Here is a 16,092-nt window from a genome sequence, read left to right on the forward strand (position 1 = left end):
CTACCAAATCGTCAGCACCAAATGATTCACCAGAAGCGCCGTCACCGCTTGCGCGGCCAGCCACCAGCGCCGATGAGACCCCGGCAGCAGCGAGACCGCCGGGAGCAGCCACACCGCGAACGGCAGCCAGATGCGCTCGACCTCTGCCTTCGACAACCCTGACAGGTCGGCGAACGCGATCGTCAGCAAGGCCGCCAGCACGATCATCAGCACAGGATTCCCCCATGGACGTCTGGTCACCGTTCGCCGAGTACCCGCCACCACCGCCGGTCCGGCGGCGATCGCCACGGCGGCCAGGTCCGCCCACACCCAGTAGGAATACGGCCGCTCACTCGCGATGCCCTGGTAGTACCGCTCGACCACCAGGTGATAGCCGTCGAGCCACCAAAACCCGGCCAAGGTGAACACCGCGACGACGAAGGCCGCTCCGAGCACGGCCCAGCCCAACACTCGCCACTGCTTGCCGAGCGCCACCACGGCCAGCGCGACGAGCGCCATCAACACAAGCCCGTACGACAGGTAAATCCCGAAGCCCAGCAGCACACCGCCACCGAACGCGTAAACGCCGCGCCGCGTATAGATGGCCAACGCCAGCAGCATCACCCCGGTGGCCGTCACCCCGGCGAACAGCCCGTCCGCCGACGCGCCGATCCAAATCGCGCCAGGCGTCAAGACCGCGAACGGCGCTGTGGCCCGCGCGGCGTCCGGACGCCCGAGCAGCGCCAGTGCCGCGGGCACCGCGACCGCGACGAGGCAGCCGACGGCCACACAAGCCGTCGCGGCCCATGCCCCGCCGCCGAGCCCGATCCGATCGAGCCAGACGAAGACCAGCGTCGCGCCCGGCGGATGGCCCGACACATGGGTGGTCCACGAATTCGGCTGAAAGTCGAGAATGCGCGACGAGAACTCGGTCAGCATGCGCGGGATGTCGCGGATTCCGGGCACCTCGTGCAGGTACTCGCTCGGCTGCGTCAGCCGCTCCGCGTATCCGCGGGTCCACCCGTCGACCATCGCCAGTGAGAACGTCCAGGCCACCGCCGCGAGGTAGCCAAGTGGCAGCAGGCGGCGCAACGGCAACGTCTCCGCGAGCATCGGCCCCCAGCACACGACCGCGAACGCGATCAGCAACGCGGAGACCGAGCCGGGACCCGCGTGCACGAGCCAGTCCCCGTACAGCGGCGGCGCGAACGCGAAGATCACGACGCCGGAACCCGGCCGGTTGAAATACGTGCCGACCCCGGCGGCTGCTCCTACGAGAACGAGAGCGAGCCCAACAGCGAGCAAGTCGGCCCGCAGCCCGCTCTTCATTCGAATGGCCACCGAAGTCATTACGCGCACCTTAGTCTCAGTTCGAGCCATCCGCGGCCTGCGCGACTATCTCGTCATGACTCGGTAAGAACTCGTTCGATGTCAGGATTCGGTAAGCAGCGTAAGGGTTTCTCAGTGTCCAACGTGGACCTAGCGTTTTCTGGGTGACCGATGACCGGATAGACGTAGTACTGCCTTGCCTCAACGAGGCCGGCGCACTGCCCATCGTTCTGCACGCACTACCGCCCGGGTACCGCGCGATAGTCGTGGACAACGGGTCCACCGACGACTCGCCCCGGATCGCCGAGAGACTGGGCGCGCACGTCGTGCACGAAAAACGGCGCGGATACGGCGCCGCCGTGCACACCGGCCTGGAGTGCGCCACAGCGGGCATCGTCTGTTTCGCCGACGCCGACGGCTCGCTCGACCTCGCCGAGCTCCCCAAACTCGTCGCCGCCCTGCACGACGGCGCCGACCTCGCCGTCGGCCGCCGTGTGCCCACCAGCCGCGACGTCTGGCCATGGCACGCGCGCGCCGGAAACCTCCTTCTCGCCTCTCTGTTGCGCCGACGCGGCCTCCCCGTCCGAGACATCGCCCCGCTGCGTGCGGTTCGCCGCGCATCGTTGCTCGATCTCGGCATCACGGACCGGGCGTTCGGCTACCCGCTCGAACTGCTTATCAAGGCCCAGCGCGCGGACTGGCGGGTAAGCGAATTCGACGTCAGCTACGGCGCACGCGCTAAAGGGACCAAATCCAAGGTCTCCGGATCCGTACGCGGCACAGTACGTGCCGTCCGCGACATGAGCCGGGTGCTGGCGCGATGAACTTCTGCCTGCTGATCGTCGCCAAAGCCCCGGTGCCGGGATTCGCCAAGACCCGGCTGTGCCCGCCCGCCACCGGCGAGCAGGCAGCGGACATCGCCGCTTCCGCCCTGCTCGACACCATCGAAGCCGCGCTCCGCACTCCCGGCGCGGTCCCCGTCGTCGCCATGACGGGCGATCTCGCCGAGGCCGCACAGAGCGCGGAATTGTCCAGCGCGCTGCGCGAAACCACCGTCTTCGCCCAACGTGGCTGGGACTTCGGTGCCAGGCTGGCGAACGCGCACGCCGACACCGCCGCACTGTTCGCGGGCATGCCCGTCCTTCAGATCGGCATGGACACCCCGCAGGTCACGCCAGAGCTTCTCGCGGCCACCGCGGAACCGCTGCTGTACGAGGGCAGGGAGGCCGTGCTGGGGCTCGCCGAAGACGGCGGCTGGTGGGCTCTCGGCCTGCGAGACCCGCGCAACGCGCACGTGCTCGCCGACGTGCCCATGTCCCGCGAGGACACCGGGCTGTTGACGCTCAACGCACTCGCCGACCTCGCCCCCCAAACGCTCACCACACTGTCCGATGTGGACACTATGGCCGACGCTCGGCGAGTCGCGTCGCTCCACCCACACGGCCGGTTCGCCCGAGCCGTCGCCGAGGTGGCCGCATGAACGTCTTGCAGGGAAACGAGTTCGACACAGGGCTGCTCGGCCACCATTGCTGGCTGGAACTGGCGAACGGCGAACGCGTCGAACTCCCCGTCGACCGCTGGACAGCCGAGCCCTGTGACGGCGACGAAGTCCTCCTCAACGCGTGCACCGGCCCGACGCTCGACATCGGCTGCGGTCCCGGCAGGTTGACGGCGGCGCTGCTCGAACGCGGCGTGATGGCGCTCGGCGTCGACAGCTCACGCACCGCCGTCCGGCTCACGCACGCGCGCGGCGCGATCGCACTGCACCGCAGCGTCTTCGACCGCATCCCCGGCGAGGGCCGCTGGTCACACGCGCTGCTCGCCGATGGCAACATCGGCATCGGCGGCGACCCCGTTCACCTGCTCGACCGGGTCGTCCGGCTGCTCGCACCCGGCGGCACGGTGCTCGTCGAATTGGACCCGCCAGGGCATGCGCTGCGCCACGAACGCGTCCGCGTGCACTCACCCGCCGAACGCACCGGCAAACCGTGGTTCACCTGGTCGTGGGTCGGCACGGACAGCATCGCCGAGCTGGCCGCCCAGGCCGCGCTGCGCGTCTCGTGGACCGCCCAACGCGGTCACCGCTGGTTCGCGGAGCTGGTGCGCCCATGAAACTGCCCAAGTTCACCAGCGCCGCGCATTCGGAACGGGTGACCAGCCGCATCGGCCTGGCTCTCGCCGTCACCTTCACGACCTGTTTCCTCACCGGCCTGATCAGCCACCTCATCCAGCACCCGCCGGGCTGGTTCGGGTGGCCCAGCCGTCCGGCGGGGCTCTATCGCGTGACGCAGGGATTGCACGTGATCTCCGGCATCGCGTCGATTCCGTTGCTGCTGGCCAAATTGTGGAGCGTCTTTCCGAAGCTGTTCGAACGCCCGCTGATCAAGTCGTTGCCCCACGCGCTCGAACGCGGCTCGATCCTCGTGCTGTCGGCGTCCGCGTTCTTCGAACTCACGACCGGCTTGCTGAACATCGCGCAAAACTATCCGTGGAACTTCTACTTCCCGCAGATCCACTACGCGATCGCCTGGATCGCGATCGGCTCGATCCTCGTGCACGTCGCGGTCAAGATCCCGATCCTGCGCCGCGCGTTGACCAAGGACGAACCCGAACCCGCCACGGGCCCGGGTCTCTCCCGGCGAGGCTTCCTGCGGACCACCTGGCTCGCCGCGGGTGTCTCCGTCGTCGCCACCGCGGGCGCCACGGTTCCCTTGCTCCGCGGCGTTTCCCCGCTCAAATGGCGTTCGGACGAGGGTTCGCAAGGCGTTCCGGTCAACCGGACCGCGGCAGGCGCGGGCATCACCCCGGTCACGCCGGACTGGCGGCTTCAGGTCGTGACACCTTCGGGTACGCGCGGCTTCTCGCTCGACGAACTTCGCGCACTACCCCAGACCACAGCGGAATTGCCCATTGCCTGCGTCGAAGGCTGGAGTCGCTCGGCAGTATGGACCGGAGTGTCCTTTCCGGACCTTCTGCGGGCGGCGGGCGGGAAACCCGGTATGCAAGTAGTCGTGACTTCGATGGAGAAGTCCGGCATCTACGCGACCAGCGTGCTGCCCGGCGAGCACACCGCGGACGACATCACCTTGCTCGCGCTGCGACTCAACGGCGAGGTCCTCGACCTCGACCACGGCTATCCCTGCCGGGTCATCGCCCCGAACCGACCCGGCGTACTGCAGACCAAATGGGTCGCGAAATTGGAGGCGGCGTGAAACCGTTCCGCTTACTGCTCGCCTTGCCCGGCCTGGCCGCGCTCGCCTGGGGAGCCGTCCTGATCTACGAGTTCGCCTTCCCTCTGTGGCCTGGTACGTTCGTGGCGGCGGGCTGGCTGCTCGGCTTTCCGATCCTCCATGACGCCCTGATCGCGCCCTTGGTCGGAGTCGTGGCTTTCGTCTTGAGCCGAGTGCTGCCGAAGACATGGAAAGCCCCGGTGATGGTCGGCGCCGTGCTCACCGGCGTACTCGCGATCGTCGCGTTCCCGCTGCTGTGGCGCACCTACGGCGCACCGCCACCGCCCGGGCCTCATGACAACCCCGAGCTGGGACTGGTCATCTCGCTGGCGGTCGTCTGGATCGGTGTGACGATCAGCGGGCTCGTGCGCCATCTGCGAACAGATCGCGCACGAGCCCGAGCTGGTCTCGGCCGCCCTGAGCGGCCGAGCGTCTGAGAGGAACTACTTGGGTTCGATGTCCTTGCCGCCCAGGGTGATCTCAAGGACACGCTGGTCGGCGGTCGTGAACTTGACCTTCTCGTTGGGCGCCCTGGTGCGGACCGCGGCGATGAGCGCGTCGGCGTCGTCGATCATCCGGTCGTCGATCTTGACGACCACGTCGCCGACCTTGAGGCCACCCTGTTCGGCGGGGCTGCCCGGCTCGACGCTGATGATCGAAGCACCACCCTGCTCCGCGGGCTTGACCCCGGCGCCGATGAAGGTCTGCTTGGCCTTGCCGGTCTTGATGATGTCGTCGGCCGTGCGGCGAGCCTGGTCGATCGGGATCGCGAAGCCGATGCCGACGCTGCCGCTCTCGCCGCCCTGCTGGCCGCTGCTCCCGGCCGAACGCGGGCTGTAGATCGCGGAGTTGATGCCGATGACCTGGCCCTGCATGTTCGCCAGCGGGCCACCAGAGTTACCCGGGTTGATCGCCGCGTCGGTCTGCACCGCGTCCATGACCGTGGTCTGGTCGCCGCTGCTGCCGCCCGCCTGCACGGGCCGGTGCAGCGAGCTGACGATGCCCGAGGTCACGGTGCCCGCGAGCTCGAACGGCGAGCCGATGGCGACCACGCCCTGGCCGACCGCGAGGTCGTCGGAGCGGCCGAGTTCGACCGGGACGAGGTTGCTGACGCCGGTGGCCTTGACGACCGCGATGTCGGTCGTCGGGTCACGCCCGACGATCTGCGCGGCCGCCTTCTTGCCGTCGCGGAACACGGCCTGGATCTGGCCGCCGTTCGCGGCGACCTCGACGACGTGGTTGTTGGTCAGGATGTAGCCGTCCGCGCTGAGCACGAATCCGGAGCCTTCACCGGCGCCGCGGCTGCCCGACACCCGAAGCTCGACGACACTCGGAGAGAGTTTCTGAGCAACCGATTCAACGGAGCCAGCTGGCGCGTTTCCAGTCTGCTTCGCGGGCTTCGGCGCGTCGAGCGCGCTGTAGCTCGAACCGCTGCCGCCGCCCCCGGCGAGATACCCGCCGAGCGCCCCCGCTCCACCCCCGACCAGCAGAGCGAGGACGGCCACCCCGGCGACGAGCTTCCCCGCGCCCGACTTCTTCGGCGCCTGCTGCGCCGGCACCGCGTAGACCGAGGTGTTCCCCTGCGGCACCTGGCCGTACGGCGTGGCGTGCTGGTATTGCTGCTGGTAAGGAGCCTGCGGCTGCTGTTGCGGCGCCCACGGGCTCGGCGCGACGTAGACCTGCTCACCACTGACCGCGGCGTTCCCCCGCGGTGGCGTGCTCGGCTCGTCGTGCGAAGCCGGGGTGACCGGCTGACCGCTCTGCTCAGCCGGCACCGGGTTGTTCTGGGGGTCGTTCTCGGTCATGTCTCTACCTTGCGGGATGGTCCTGAGAAAGTCCTGAGCCCCACCTGTGATTATGGCTTAAGAACCGCCCTTAAGAACCGCGCAGCCTCTCGGCGATCTGCTCGGGGGTGGCGTCGTTGATCCACACGGCCATCCCGGATTCCGACCCGGCCAGGTACTTCAGCTTGTCCTTCGAGCGCAGCACCGAGAACAGCTCGAGGTGCAGCCAGCCGAGGTCACGGTCCTGGTTGACCGGGGCCTGATGCCAGCCCGCGATGTACGGCAGCGGCCTGCCGTACAAGGCGTCGCAGCGCTTGAGCACCTGCAGGTACACCTCGGCGAAGTCATCGCGCTCGGCGTCGGTGAGCGCGGGGATGTCCGGCACCTGCCGGTGTGGCACGACCTGGACCTGCACCGGCCAGCGCGCCGCGGGTGGCACGAACGCGGTCCAGTGCTCGCCCTCGGCGATGACCCGCGTGCCCACCTTGCGCTCGGCGGCCAGCACGTCGCCCAGCACCGGGCGGCCGTGCTCGGCCTCGTACGCGCGGGCGACCTCGATCATGCGCGAGGTCTTGGGCGTGACGAACGGGTACGCGTAGATCTGGCCGTGCGGATGGTGCAGCGTGACGCCGATTTCCTCGCCGCGGTTCTCGAACGGGAAGACCTGCTCCACCCCGTCCAAACCCGACAGGAACTCGGTGCGGTCGGCCCACGCGTCGACCACGGTGCGCACCTTGCGCGGGCTCAGCCCGGAGAAGGAACCGTTGTGCTCGCTGGTGAAGCAGACGACCTCACAGCGGCCACGTCCTGGCGCGGCCGGCACCAGCCCCAGACCGTCCACAGTGGATTCCTCGCCGACGACGCCCTGCGAGAACGACGGGAACCGGTTCTCGAACACGACCACGTCATAGTCGGCGTCCGGGATCTCGCTCGGCTTGCCAGGCTTGCTCGGGCAGAGCGGGCACAGGTCCGCGGGTGGCTTGTACGTGCGAGTCTGGCGATGCGCGGCCATCGCCACCCATTCGCCGGTCAGCGGGTCGCGCCGGATCTCGGAGGTCGCGGCGACCGGCGGGAGGTCACGCGTGTCGACCGCGTTCCGCTCGGCCGGTGTCTCGTCGAAATAGATGATTTCGCGGCCATCGGCCAGGTGCCTGACGGTTTTCCTCACGCCTCTTCCGCCTCGGCGACCGTCTCCGCGATCATCAGTTCCCCCGCTTGTTCGGAAAGCACTTCCCTGGCGTGCTCGGCCAGCCCGTCGTCGCTGACGACGACATCGGCCTCGTTCAGATCGGCGATGGTGGAGATGCCCACCGTCCCCCATTTCGTGTGGTCGGCGAGCACGACCAGCTTGCGGCCGGCCTCGACCAGCGCCCGGTCGGTCTCGCTTTCGGTCAGGTTCGGCGTGGTGAAGCCGGGGCCGTCGGCCATACCGTGCACACCGAGGAAGACGACGTCGAGGTGGAGCGTGCGCAGGCTCTGCACGGCGACCGGTCCGACGAGGGCGTCGGACGGCGTCCGGACGCCACCTGTCAGCACGACCGTTCGTTCGGTTTGACTGGACCCGCGCAGCACGTCCGCCACCTGGATCGAGTTCGTGACGATGGTCAGTCCCGGCACCGCGTCCAGCGCTCTGGCCAGCGTCCACGTCGTGGTGCCCGCCGAGATGCCGATCGCCGTGCCCGGCCGCACGAGCCCGGCGGCGAGTTCGGCGATCGCTTCCTTCTGGACGCGCTGGCGCACGGACTTCGCCTCGAAGCCCGGCTCGTCGGTGCTCTTGCCGACGATCGAGGTCGCACCGCCGTATACCTTCTCGACGAGCCCGCGCCCGGCGAGCACGTCGAGGTCGCGGCGCACCGTCATATCGGATACGCCGAGCCGCCCGACGAGCTCACTGACCCGGACCGCCCCGGTCCGGCGTGCCTCTTCGAGGATCATCGCCTGTCGCTGCCGCGCAAGCACTGTTTACTCCGTCCGCCGCGCCAACCACACAAAATCCTACACGATCAAACATGCGGAAGGCGCGGCAAGTCACCCGGGTGCCCCAGGCAGGCGGAGTGTCATCAGCGCGCCGCCCTCGGCCGAGCGCGCGGCGTACACGGTACCGCCGTGCCGCTCCGCGGCGTGCTTGACGATCGCGAGGCCGAGCCCGGAACCCGGCAGGGTACGGGCCTCTGACGAGCGGTAGAAGCGGTCGAAGACCTTCGGCAGGTCCTCGTCGGCGATGCCGGGACCCGCGTCGGCGACCTCGAGAACGGCGCTGCCGTCACCGACCGCGAACAACCGCACCTGAACGGACGATCCGGGCGGCGAGAACTTCACCGCGTTGTCCAGCAGGTTCAACACCGCGCGCTCAAGCGCACTGGAGTCACCACTGAGCACCCAAGGCTGGAGATCGACCGCGAAGTCGATCTCCCCGGCCCGCCGCCGCGCCCGGTCCAGCGCCCGCTCGACCACGTCGGCGAACTCGACCCGCTCGAACTGCGCGTACGGCTCGTCCTGACGGGCGAGTTCGACGAGGTCGCCGATCAGCTGCGTCAGTTCGTCGAGCTGACCGCGGATATCGGCCTCGATCTCAGCCCGGTCCTCGTCCGGCAACGTCCGCGCGCCCGGCCTGCTCGCGCTCAGCAGGAGCTCGAGGTTCGTCCTGAGCGAGGTCAAGGGCGTGCGCAGCTCATGGCCGGCGTCCGCGACGAGCTGCCGTTGTCGTTCCTGCGACTCGCTGACCGTCCCGAGCATGGTGTTGAAGCTGGTGGTCAGCCGGGCGAGTTCGTCATCGCCGCTGACCGGGATCGGCGTCAAATCACCCGTGCGGGTGACCCGTTCGGTCGCCTGGGTCAGCCGTTCGACCGGCGCCAGGCTTCCCCGCGCCACCGCCGTGCCCGCCGCGGCGGCGAGCAGGATGCCCGCGCCACCGATCAGCAGCAGAACGACGGAAAGCTCGTTCAGCGTGCGTTTGGTCGACGCAAGCGATTGCGCCAGCACCATGGCGGTGCCATGTCCGTTGGGAAGCGCGATGACCCGCGAGTCCGTCCGCTGGTCGGTGCGGATCGATTCTTCGGAGGTGCCCTGCGCGACGGCTAGTTCCGACGCACCCCAGGCCGGGGGGTTGCCTGCCCGCGGATAGGTCAGCTGACCTCGGGGGTTGGACGCGATGCTGAGCTGTCCGATTTGGATGTCGACACTCGACAGGAACGCACCGGGGATCGACTCGATACCGGACTCGACCGTCGGCGAGATCACCGCGTTGCCCGCCCTGACACGCAGGTTGTCGTCGAGCTGCTGGTACAGGTTCTCCTTGACTGTGTAATAAGCGCCGATCGACGCCAGCGCGACCGCGCCGGCCACACAAGCGGCGGCGAGCAGGGCGACCCTGCGACGCAGCGAGAACCGGGTGGGTGGCTTGGGGTCCGCCAGGTCGATCACGGAGGAGTCTCGCGCAGCACGTAGCCCACGCCGCGGACCGTGTGGATCAGCCTCGGCTCGCCCTCCGCCTCCGTCTTCCGGCGCAGATACCCGACGTAGACCTCCAACGCGTTGCCGGACGTCGGGAAGTCGTAGCCCCATACCTCCTCCAAGATCCGGCCCCTGGTGAGCACGTGTTTCGGGTAAGAAAGGAAGAGTTCGAGCAAGGCGAACTCGGTGCGGGTCAGGCTGATCTCCCTGGTCCCGCGCCGCACCTCGCGCGTTCCGGGATCGAGGGTCAGATCGCCGAACGTGAGCATCTCGCTGACCTGGCCGGAGTCGGTGTCCGGCATGGCACGGCGCAGGAGCGCGCGAAGCCGCGCGAGCAGCTCCTCGAGCGCGAACGGCTTGGGGAGATAGTCGTCGGCGCCCGCGTCCAACCCGGACACCCGGTCCGAGACGGTGTCGCGGGCGGTGAGGACAAGGATCGGCAGGTCGTCGCCGGTGCTGCGCAGCCTGCGGGCGACCTCGAGGCCGTCCAGCCGAGGCATCATCACGTCGAGGACCATCGCGTCCGGCCTGCTCGCGATGATCGCTTCGAGCGCCTGCGCACCGTCACTGGCCAGGTCGACCTTGTAGCCGTTGAACTCAAGGGAACGACGCAGGGACTCCCGAACGGCCCTGTCGTCGTCGACTACGAGAATGCGCATGGCTGTAGTTTTACCCAGCGTGCTGAGACGCGCCTAAGAACAAACACAGATTTCACGAAGCATCTTTGGCGACCGGCGCGTTCCACCGCCGCCAAAGAGCCAAAACCCGCAGCGCGACGACCACGGCCGCGGCCACTACGGTGGTCGCCGCGGACGGGAGTCGCAGAACGTAACCGACCCCGACGAGCGTCGCCCCGGCCAGCGCGGCCACCGCGTAGATCTCCCGCCGCAGCACCAGCGGTATTTCCCGGAGCAGGAGATCTCGCACGGCACCACCGCCGATGCCCGAGGTCATCCCGATAAGACACGCCGCGTACACGGGCGCCCCGTAGTTCAGCGCCGTCGTCGTCCCCGCGGTCGCGAACACGCCCAGCCCGAGCGCGTCCGCGAGCAGCATGCCCCGCCGCAGCCGTGCCACTTGCGGGTGAAACACGAACACGGTGAGTGCGGTTACGGCACAGGTCGCCAGGTAAGGCCAGTTCCGGAGTGACGTCGGCGGATGGATCCCGAGCATCACGTCCCGCATGACCCCGCCCCCGAGCGCCGTCGTGAGCCCCACGACGACGACCCCGAAGACATCCAGCCGAGCCCTGACCGCCGCCAACGCCCCCGAAGCCGCGAACGCGACCAGTCCCAGGAACTCCAGCGCCGTGAGCAGCACTTTTTACCCGAGTAGCCCGCCGCGATAAGCAAGCAGCGCGGCCTGTACGCGGTTGGCGGCCCCGATCTTCGACAGCACGGCGGAGACATACCCCTTGACCGTCGCCTCGGACAGGTGCAGCTGCCCGCCGATCTCGGCGTTCGACAGCCCTTGACCGATCAACCCGACCACCTCGCGCTCCCGTTCGGACAGAGACGCGAGCAGCTTCCGTGCCGGCTGAGCGGCCCGTTGCTCATCCCGATGAGCGCTGACCATCCGCGCGGCCACACCCGGGTCGAGCACCGCTCCACCCCTGGCCAGATCCCTGACCGCCCTGAGCAGCGCGGCCGGATCGATGTCCTTGAGCAGGAATCCATTGGCACCGAGCCGCAGCGCGAGGCTCACGTACTCATCGATGTCAAAGGTGGTCAGCATGGCCACGGTCGGCGGATCCGGCAGCGCGAGGATGGCCCGCAGCGCCCGGATGCCGTCGTCAGGGGCCCGCATCTTGATGTCGAGCAACGCCACATCAGGGTGATACCGCCGCGCGGCCTCGACCGCGGATCTCCCGTCACTCGCTTCGCCCACGATCTCGATGTCAGGCGCACCCGACATCATCGCGCGCAGCCCTGAGCGAACCAGTTCCTCGTCGTCCGCGAACATGAGCTTGATCAACGAAGCCCTCCGGCGTCCGGTGGCGCGGGTCTCCCGCAACCGTTAAGGAAGGCTACCTACTGGCACCGGGAGTTTCGAAACGAGACACCTTCACGTGCTCCCCTGAGACCTCACCGAGACGTCACACACCCGGTGCATGTCCGGCAGGGCCTGGGCCGGTAGGGTGGGGGTGCATGTCCCCGCCCTCGTAGCTCAGGGGATAGAGCACCGCTCTCCTAAAGCGGGTGTCGCAGGTTCGAATCCTGCCGGGGGCACACACGTACCGCCTGATATCCAATGGTCGTATGCCCGGAGGAACTCGTTGGTGTTCCAACGTCGTCGCTGGCTTCCGTCCGGACATCTTCTCCAGGGCGTACTCGCCGTTCTGCTTGACCGGGTCGCTCCAATCCCAGCCTTGGATCGCCCAACCTCAGATCGCCGCTCCACGATGGAAGGCGACGCGGAGAGCTGGTCCGCGGCAAAGCTGCCAGTCTGCTGACGGATACCGAAACCGCGCGCCTCCACCTCCAGCTTCACAAGCATGGCGTCAACACACTTGTCATAGGACCGAGGCGCAGGCCACGCTAGTCTCAAGGTCATGACGAGTGCGCAGCTGGTGTTGCAGCCCCGGGGAGGAGTGAAAGACCGCGGCCCAGCGAACTTCGACCGATCCGTCCGGCAAGGTATCAGCCTCGCCGACCATGAGTTGGCGCTCGGCCCGGACTTCGCGACGCTGGCTCGGCTCTTTCCAGACGGTATTGCCCGGCTCTGGGGATCCACCCCGCCAAGTATTGACAGCAACCCCAAGGCGAAGGCGTTGCGCGACCGGCGCGCCGGGGACAAGGTACTCTTCTACGCGGACAAGACCTTTATCGCCGAAGCCACTATCTTGCACACCTTCCACAACTACGATGCCGCCAAGTCGGTATGGGGCATCGACAGCGAGGGCAAGACCTGGGAACACATGATGGCGCTCGGCGATATCAACGAGTTCCCATCACCGATTCCCGCGCACGACGTGCTGGTGCCGTTGGGCATGTCCGTGCCATTACGAAGCGTCACTCTGAAATCCGACTACGCCAAGGTCGCACACCTCCTTCCCACATCCCGGGCCCCACGGTCCTGGCTGCTCCAGTGCATGCCAGACACCTGGGATATCTGGAAATGTTGGGAAGACGGCTCGGACGCCATCAACCGGTGGACCGTGGGCAAACACCTCAAAGAACTCAAGAGTGGCGATCACTTCGCCATTTGGGTCGCCGGTCCAGAAGCAGGGGTGTACGGCATCGGCACACTCGCTTCAGCTCCCTACTTGACCAGGGAATTCGACCCATATTGGACATCCAGTCCCAACGAAGCCACCGTCGTGAACCTCCGGTTCGAACGACACCTCTTCGAGGATCCGATAACCAAAAGGTTCTTAGCCGCCACCGCCACGTTCGCCGACTCCCTGGTCATGCGCATGCCTGGATACGGAAACCCCATTCCGCTGCCCAGGGAATGGCGGGTTATTGCCGACATTGCCAAACAGCGCAGCCGGACAAAACCTGCTTTGCCAGCTGAACCGGTATTCGGCTCAAGGCCACTTGGTCAGGCCCCCAACGAAAGATCCACCTATCAACTAGCCACATCCGGTTTCATCACCTACCCCGAAGCGAAACTACTCAAGCAGTACCGCGATTACCTCAACAGGGACCTGCGCGCGCTATGGGTAAGACTTCCCTCAGGCGAACTGCTCGTATGCGATGCCTTTGACTACCAACGCGATCTGCTTATCGAAGCAAAAGGCTCCTGCAGCAGGGAAAATGTGCGAATGGCAATCGGGCAGCTATTTGACTACCGGCGCCACATCAAAGCCGACGCGAAACTAGCGATTCTGCTGCCAGACAAGCCGTCCGAATCAGCCGGAAACCTTATCAAGGAATGCGGAATACAGCTTATATACCGCCAAGACGCAACATTTCACGAATCGATCTGACATCGCAGCCCAGCCACACTGCGGACGGAGGCTCAGATCCGGCGAACGTTAAGGGCGCAGTTGCCGCGATAGCCGCATGCGGGACTTATCCCCGTGCCCGTTGACCCCTAGCCGGCGCACCCGCGAGGGAATGAGTCTCTTCGGCAAGAGCTCACATGAATAAGCTCATTTTTAGCTGGGTAGGCCTTGTTGACGACGTGATAGATCGCCACGCTAGCGGGCGTACTTACGAAGGAACTCGTTCGTCTCGTCGTCGACGGAGTAGACGCAAACGCCCTGCATGCCTCGCGTCAGCAGCACCTTGTAAGTATTTCGCACCAGGCGATCGAAAACCACGTCATTCGCCCGCTTCACAGGGCGATCCCGCGAGAATTCACGCCGAGCGACCCACTGGCCGTCACGAACCACGAGGTCCCCGCCGAAGATCACGCCGGACCAGTCGTACTCGAATCCCTGAGCTGTGTAAATGCACCCGACCTGACCGAATCCCGCAGGGTCGGATGCCCAGAGCGAAGCAGACGGAACTCCCGCTACCTTCGCGCCGGGCTTGGTGTTCCAGGGGCGCCGCCATCCGCCGATCCGCACATCCTCGGCGAGCGTGTACTCGCCGTTCCGCTTGACGGCATCACTCCACTCCCAGCAAAACCCGGCCGCCATCCTTGCGGTGCCCGAAAAGTTCTCAGCCTGACGGCGTAGCCAGGACTCCAACGTGTACGGCGACTCGACCGCGTCGACGACGTATTCGTCGTCTGTGCCCTTGACCAGGTCGGACCATACGACCGGCCCGTCGTCAGCAAGCCCCAGCAAGCGCAAGACCCACTCGTCGTAGTTGGACGAGCCGCCACAACGGAACTGCCCGTCGAGGTGGACCTCCTGGACGTCGCAGCCCTTTGCTCGAGCGATCCTGGCGATCGTGTCCCTGCTTCCGATCTCCCCTGGGCGCACGACTTGATGCTCGTCCAGCAGGAACACAGGCACCTTCGCCGCGTCGATGAGCTGATCGATCTGACCGGGAATCCGCCTGCTCCGGCTGTTCGGAGGCTCAGGATGGCCACGAACACGATGCGCTTCATCGCAGATGAGCACGTCCAAGGCATTCTCAGGGGCGCCACCGAACTCATTGAAGTAGGTGAACACTTTCGCAGCTCGCTCATCGCCGCCTGCGACCTCCTGCCGCAACGTCTCGGTGAGCGCCTTGGACCCAGTCGCATGCAGAGCCCGGCGCCCCCGTCTGGCCAGCGCGGAAAGCAGGCTTACCGCTATGGCGCTCTTGCCGGATCCCGGTCCGCCGATCACCAGGATAACCTTCTTGGTCTTTGTCTCATCGGCTTCTTTGACCGCGGTCAAAACCAACTCGTACGCCACCTGCTGCTCATCCAGCAAGACGAAATCGTCCCGGCCCGCCATCGAATCGGCGGCCGTCTTCAGCAGGGTCCTCGCCGGGGCGTGCACCGCGGATTCGAGTTCCGACGCTGCCAGCCTGGCAGCGTCGGCCGTATCTGGGTCCGCGTCGAGCAACGACCACAAATCCGACACCAAGTCGCCCATCTGGTCCGCGGTGTAAAGCTGCCCGAAGTCGTCGAATTCGAAGTCGTCGAGCTCCCACGCTTCGGTGCGGTAGGCATTGTGCAAGTACGCCATCCCCTTGACCAGCATGGGTTTCCTGGCCAGATAGGGGATGAACTCGACCAGATGGCGGCAGTACCGCCGGACTTGCTCCGCGGGGTGGAGGAGCGGCTGATGCCGCCGGTACTCGGTACGCACCAAGCCATTCCCCAAGTTGGCAGCCCGTTCCCACTGCTTGAGCTCGATGAGCACGTAGGACGGTTGACCGGTATCTGGATGAACTCCACAGAGCAGCGCGTCGACACGCCTCGGGCAGTACGGCAGCTGGTACTCGAGAAAGACCTGGATGTGGCCCAGTCGAGCATCGCAGAGAAGGTTCAGCAAGGCAGGAAGGCTTCTCCGCCACGAACCGATCTCTCCATGCTCAACGGTCGGGTCATAGCGAATTCCAACATGGTCGGCGAGATCGCGGATCAGATAGTCCTCTTGGATCGCCCAACGCAGATCGACCGCCGACTTCCAAACAGACAAGAGCCCCTCCCCAGGGTCCGGCCCACGTTCTCGCCAAGTTTGTCACCTGACAGTGGCCCGTTTCAGACTAACGTGTCACTTCTCCAAGGTGAAGACGGCACAGAGATGAGGTCGGCTGGAAGGAGGCGTCCGGACATCGGAATTGCTCAAGTTATAAGACTCGTCGAAGTCAACAGCTCGCGCCTGTCCCGGCACAAGCCGGAGCGTGACGGCTAGGAGCTGGTCTACCCGCCCGCGCCGGATCAGCTCATCAAAGACCGCACCGATATCCAGCGGACACTTCGTATCT

The 16,092-nt window shown here is 66.5% G+C and carries 15 protein-coding genes and 1 tRNA gene; 7 read left to right on the top strand and 9 right to left on the bottom strand.

Going from position 1 to position 16,092, the window contains the following annotated elements:
• Complete coding sequence (locus BLV57_RS18595; RefSeq protein ID WP_091290224.1) at positions 1 to 1,329, bottom strand: hypothetical protein; 1,329 nt, start codon at positions 1,327 to 1,329, stop codon at positions 1 to 3.
• A 143-nt stretch (positions 1,330 to 1,472) separates the two neighbouring features.
• Between BLV57_RS18595 and BLV57_RS18600 the strand changes: the two genes are divergently transcribed.
• Genes BLV57_RS18600 through BLV57_RS18620 form a run of 5 tightly spaced genes read left to right on the top strand, consistent with a single transcriptional unit; the run spans position 1,473 to position 4,975 of the window.
• Positions 1,473 to 2,132 carry a glycosyltransferase family 2 protein gene (locus BLV57_RS18600; protein WP_245757376.1) on the top strand — a complete coding sequence of 220 codons (660 nt, stop codon included), beginning with the start codon at positions 1,473 to 1,475 and terminating at the stop codon, positions 2,130 to 2,132.
• On the top strand, positions 2,129 to 2,788 hold the full coding sequence (locus tag BLV57_RS18605) for a TIGR04282 family arsenosugar biosynthesis glycosyltransferase (RefSeq protein ID WP_091290226.1): 660 nt from the start codon (positions 2,129 to 2,131) through the stop codon (positions 2,786 to 2,788). Before BLV57_RS18600 ends, BLV57_RS18605 begins: the two co-directional genes overlap by 4 nt.
• Positions 2,785 to 3,420: a methyltransferase domain-containing protein gene (locus BLV57_RS18610; RefSeq protein ID WP_091290228.1), complete on the top strand. Its 636-nt coding sequence runs from the start codon at positions 2,785 to 2,787 to the stop codon at positions 3,418 to 3,420. The genes BLV57_RS18605 and BLV57_RS18610 overlap by 4 nt, the downstream gene beginning before the upstream one ends.
• Positions 3,417 to 4,520, top strand: coding sequence for a molybdopterin-dependent oxidoreductase (locus tag BLV57_RS18615; RefSeq protein WP_091290229.1), 1,104 nt, complete (start codon positions 3,417 to 3,419; stop codon positions 4,518 to 4,520). The genes BLV57_RS18610 and BLV57_RS18615 overlap by 4 nt, the downstream gene beginning before the upstream one ends.
• On the top strand, positions 4,517 to 4,975 hold the full coding sequence (locus BLV57_RS18620) for a hypothetical protein (RefSeq protein ID WP_091290232.1): 459 nt from the start codon (positions 4,517 to 4,519) through the stop codon (positions 4,973 to 4,975). Before BLV57_RS18615 ends, BLV57_RS18620 begins: the two co-directional genes overlap by 4 nt.
• Positions 4,976 to 4,981: 6 nt before the next feature.
• Here BLV57_RS18620 and BLV57_RS18625 read toward each other — a convergent pair whose 3' ends face one another.
• From BLV57_RS18625 to BLV57_RS18655, 7 genes are all read right to left on the bottom strand, one after another.
• Positions 4,982 to 6,343, bottom strand: coding sequence for a S1C family serine protease (locus BLV57_RS18625; RefSeq protein WP_091290234.1), 1,362 nt, complete (start codon positions 6,341 to 6,343; stop codon positions 4,982 to 4,984).
• Positions 6,344 to 6,413: 70 nt separating this feature from the next.
• Positions 6,414 to 7,490: a galactose-1-phosphate uridylyltransferase gene (galT, locus tag BLV57_RS18630; protein WP_091290235.1), complete on the bottom strand. Its 1,077-nt coding sequence runs from the start codon at positions 7,488 to 7,490 to the stop codon at positions 6,414 to 6,416.
• Positions 7,487 to 8,281 carry a DeoR/GlpR family DNA-binding transcription regulator gene (locus BLV57_RS18635; protein WP_091290237.1) on the bottom strand — a complete coding sequence of 265 codons (795 nt, stop codon included), beginning with the start codon at positions 8,279 to 8,281 and terminating at the stop codon, positions 7,487 to 7,489. The genes galT and BLV57_RS18635 overlap by 4 nt, the downstream gene beginning before the upstream one ends.
• Before the next feature lie 69 nt (positions 8,282 to 8,350).
• Positions 8,351 to 9,745, bottom strand: a complete 1,395-nt coding sequence (locus BLV57_RS18640) for a HAMP domain-containing sensor histidine kinase (protein WP_091290239.1) — start codon at positions 9,743 to 9,745, stop codon at positions 8,351 to 8,353.
• The gene (locus tag BLV57_RS18645) at positions 9,742 to 10,434 is read right to left on the bottom strand and encodes a response regulator transcription factor (RefSeq protein ID WP_091290240.1); all 693 of its coding nucleotides are present in this window, start codon (positions 10,432 to 10,434) and stop codon (positions 9,742 to 9,744) included. The genes BLV57_RS18640 and BLV57_RS18645 overlap by 4 nt, the downstream gene beginning before the upstream one ends.
• Positions 10,435 to 10,486: 52 nt before the next feature.
• On the bottom strand, positions 10,487 to 11,095 hold the full coding sequence (locus BLV57_RS18650; protein WP_091290242.1) for a trimeric intracellular cation channel family protein: 609 nt from the start codon (positions 11,093 to 11,095) through the stop codon (positions 10,487 to 10,489).
• 3 nt (positions 11,096 to 11,098) lie between these two features.
• Positions 11,099 to 11,749 carry a response regulator gene (locus BLV57_RS18655; protein ID WP_091290244.1) on the bottom strand — a complete coding sequence of 217 codons (651 nt, stop codon included), beginning with the start codon at positions 11,747 to 11,749 and terminating at the stop codon, positions 11,099 to 11,101.
• Between the two features lie 181 nt (positions 11,750 to 11,930).
• On the opposite strand from BLV57_RS18655, the gene BLV57_RS18660 reads away from it, so the two are divergent.
• A tRNA-Arg gene (locus tag BLV57_RS18660) sits at positions 11,931 to 12,003 on the top strand.
• Positions 12,004 to 12,326: 323 nt separating this feature from the next.
• The gene (locus tag BLV57_RS18665; RefSeq protein ID WP_091290246.1) at positions 12,327 to 13,706 is read left to right on the top strand and encodes an EVE domain-containing protein; all 1,380 of its coding nucleotides are present in this window, start codon (positions 12,327 to 12,329) and stop codon (positions 13,704 to 13,706) included.
• A gap of 213 nt (positions 13,707 to 13,919) precedes the next feature.
• Here BLV57_RS18665 and BLV57_RS18670 read toward each other — a convergent pair whose 3' ends face one another.
• Positions 13,920 to 15,803 (bottom strand): DUF2075 domain-containing protein, encoded by a 1,884-nt coding sequence (locus BLV57_RS18670; protein ID WP_245757377.1) that lies wholly within the window; start codon positions 15,801 to 15,803, stop codon positions 13,920 to 13,922.
• Positions 15,804 to 16,092: the final 289 nt, after the last annotated feature.

Source organism: Amycolatopsis xylanica, assembly GCF_900107045.1.
GTDB lineage: Bacteria > Actinomycetota > Actinomycetes > Mycobacteriales > Pseudonocardiaceae > Amycolatopsis > Amycolatopsis xylanica.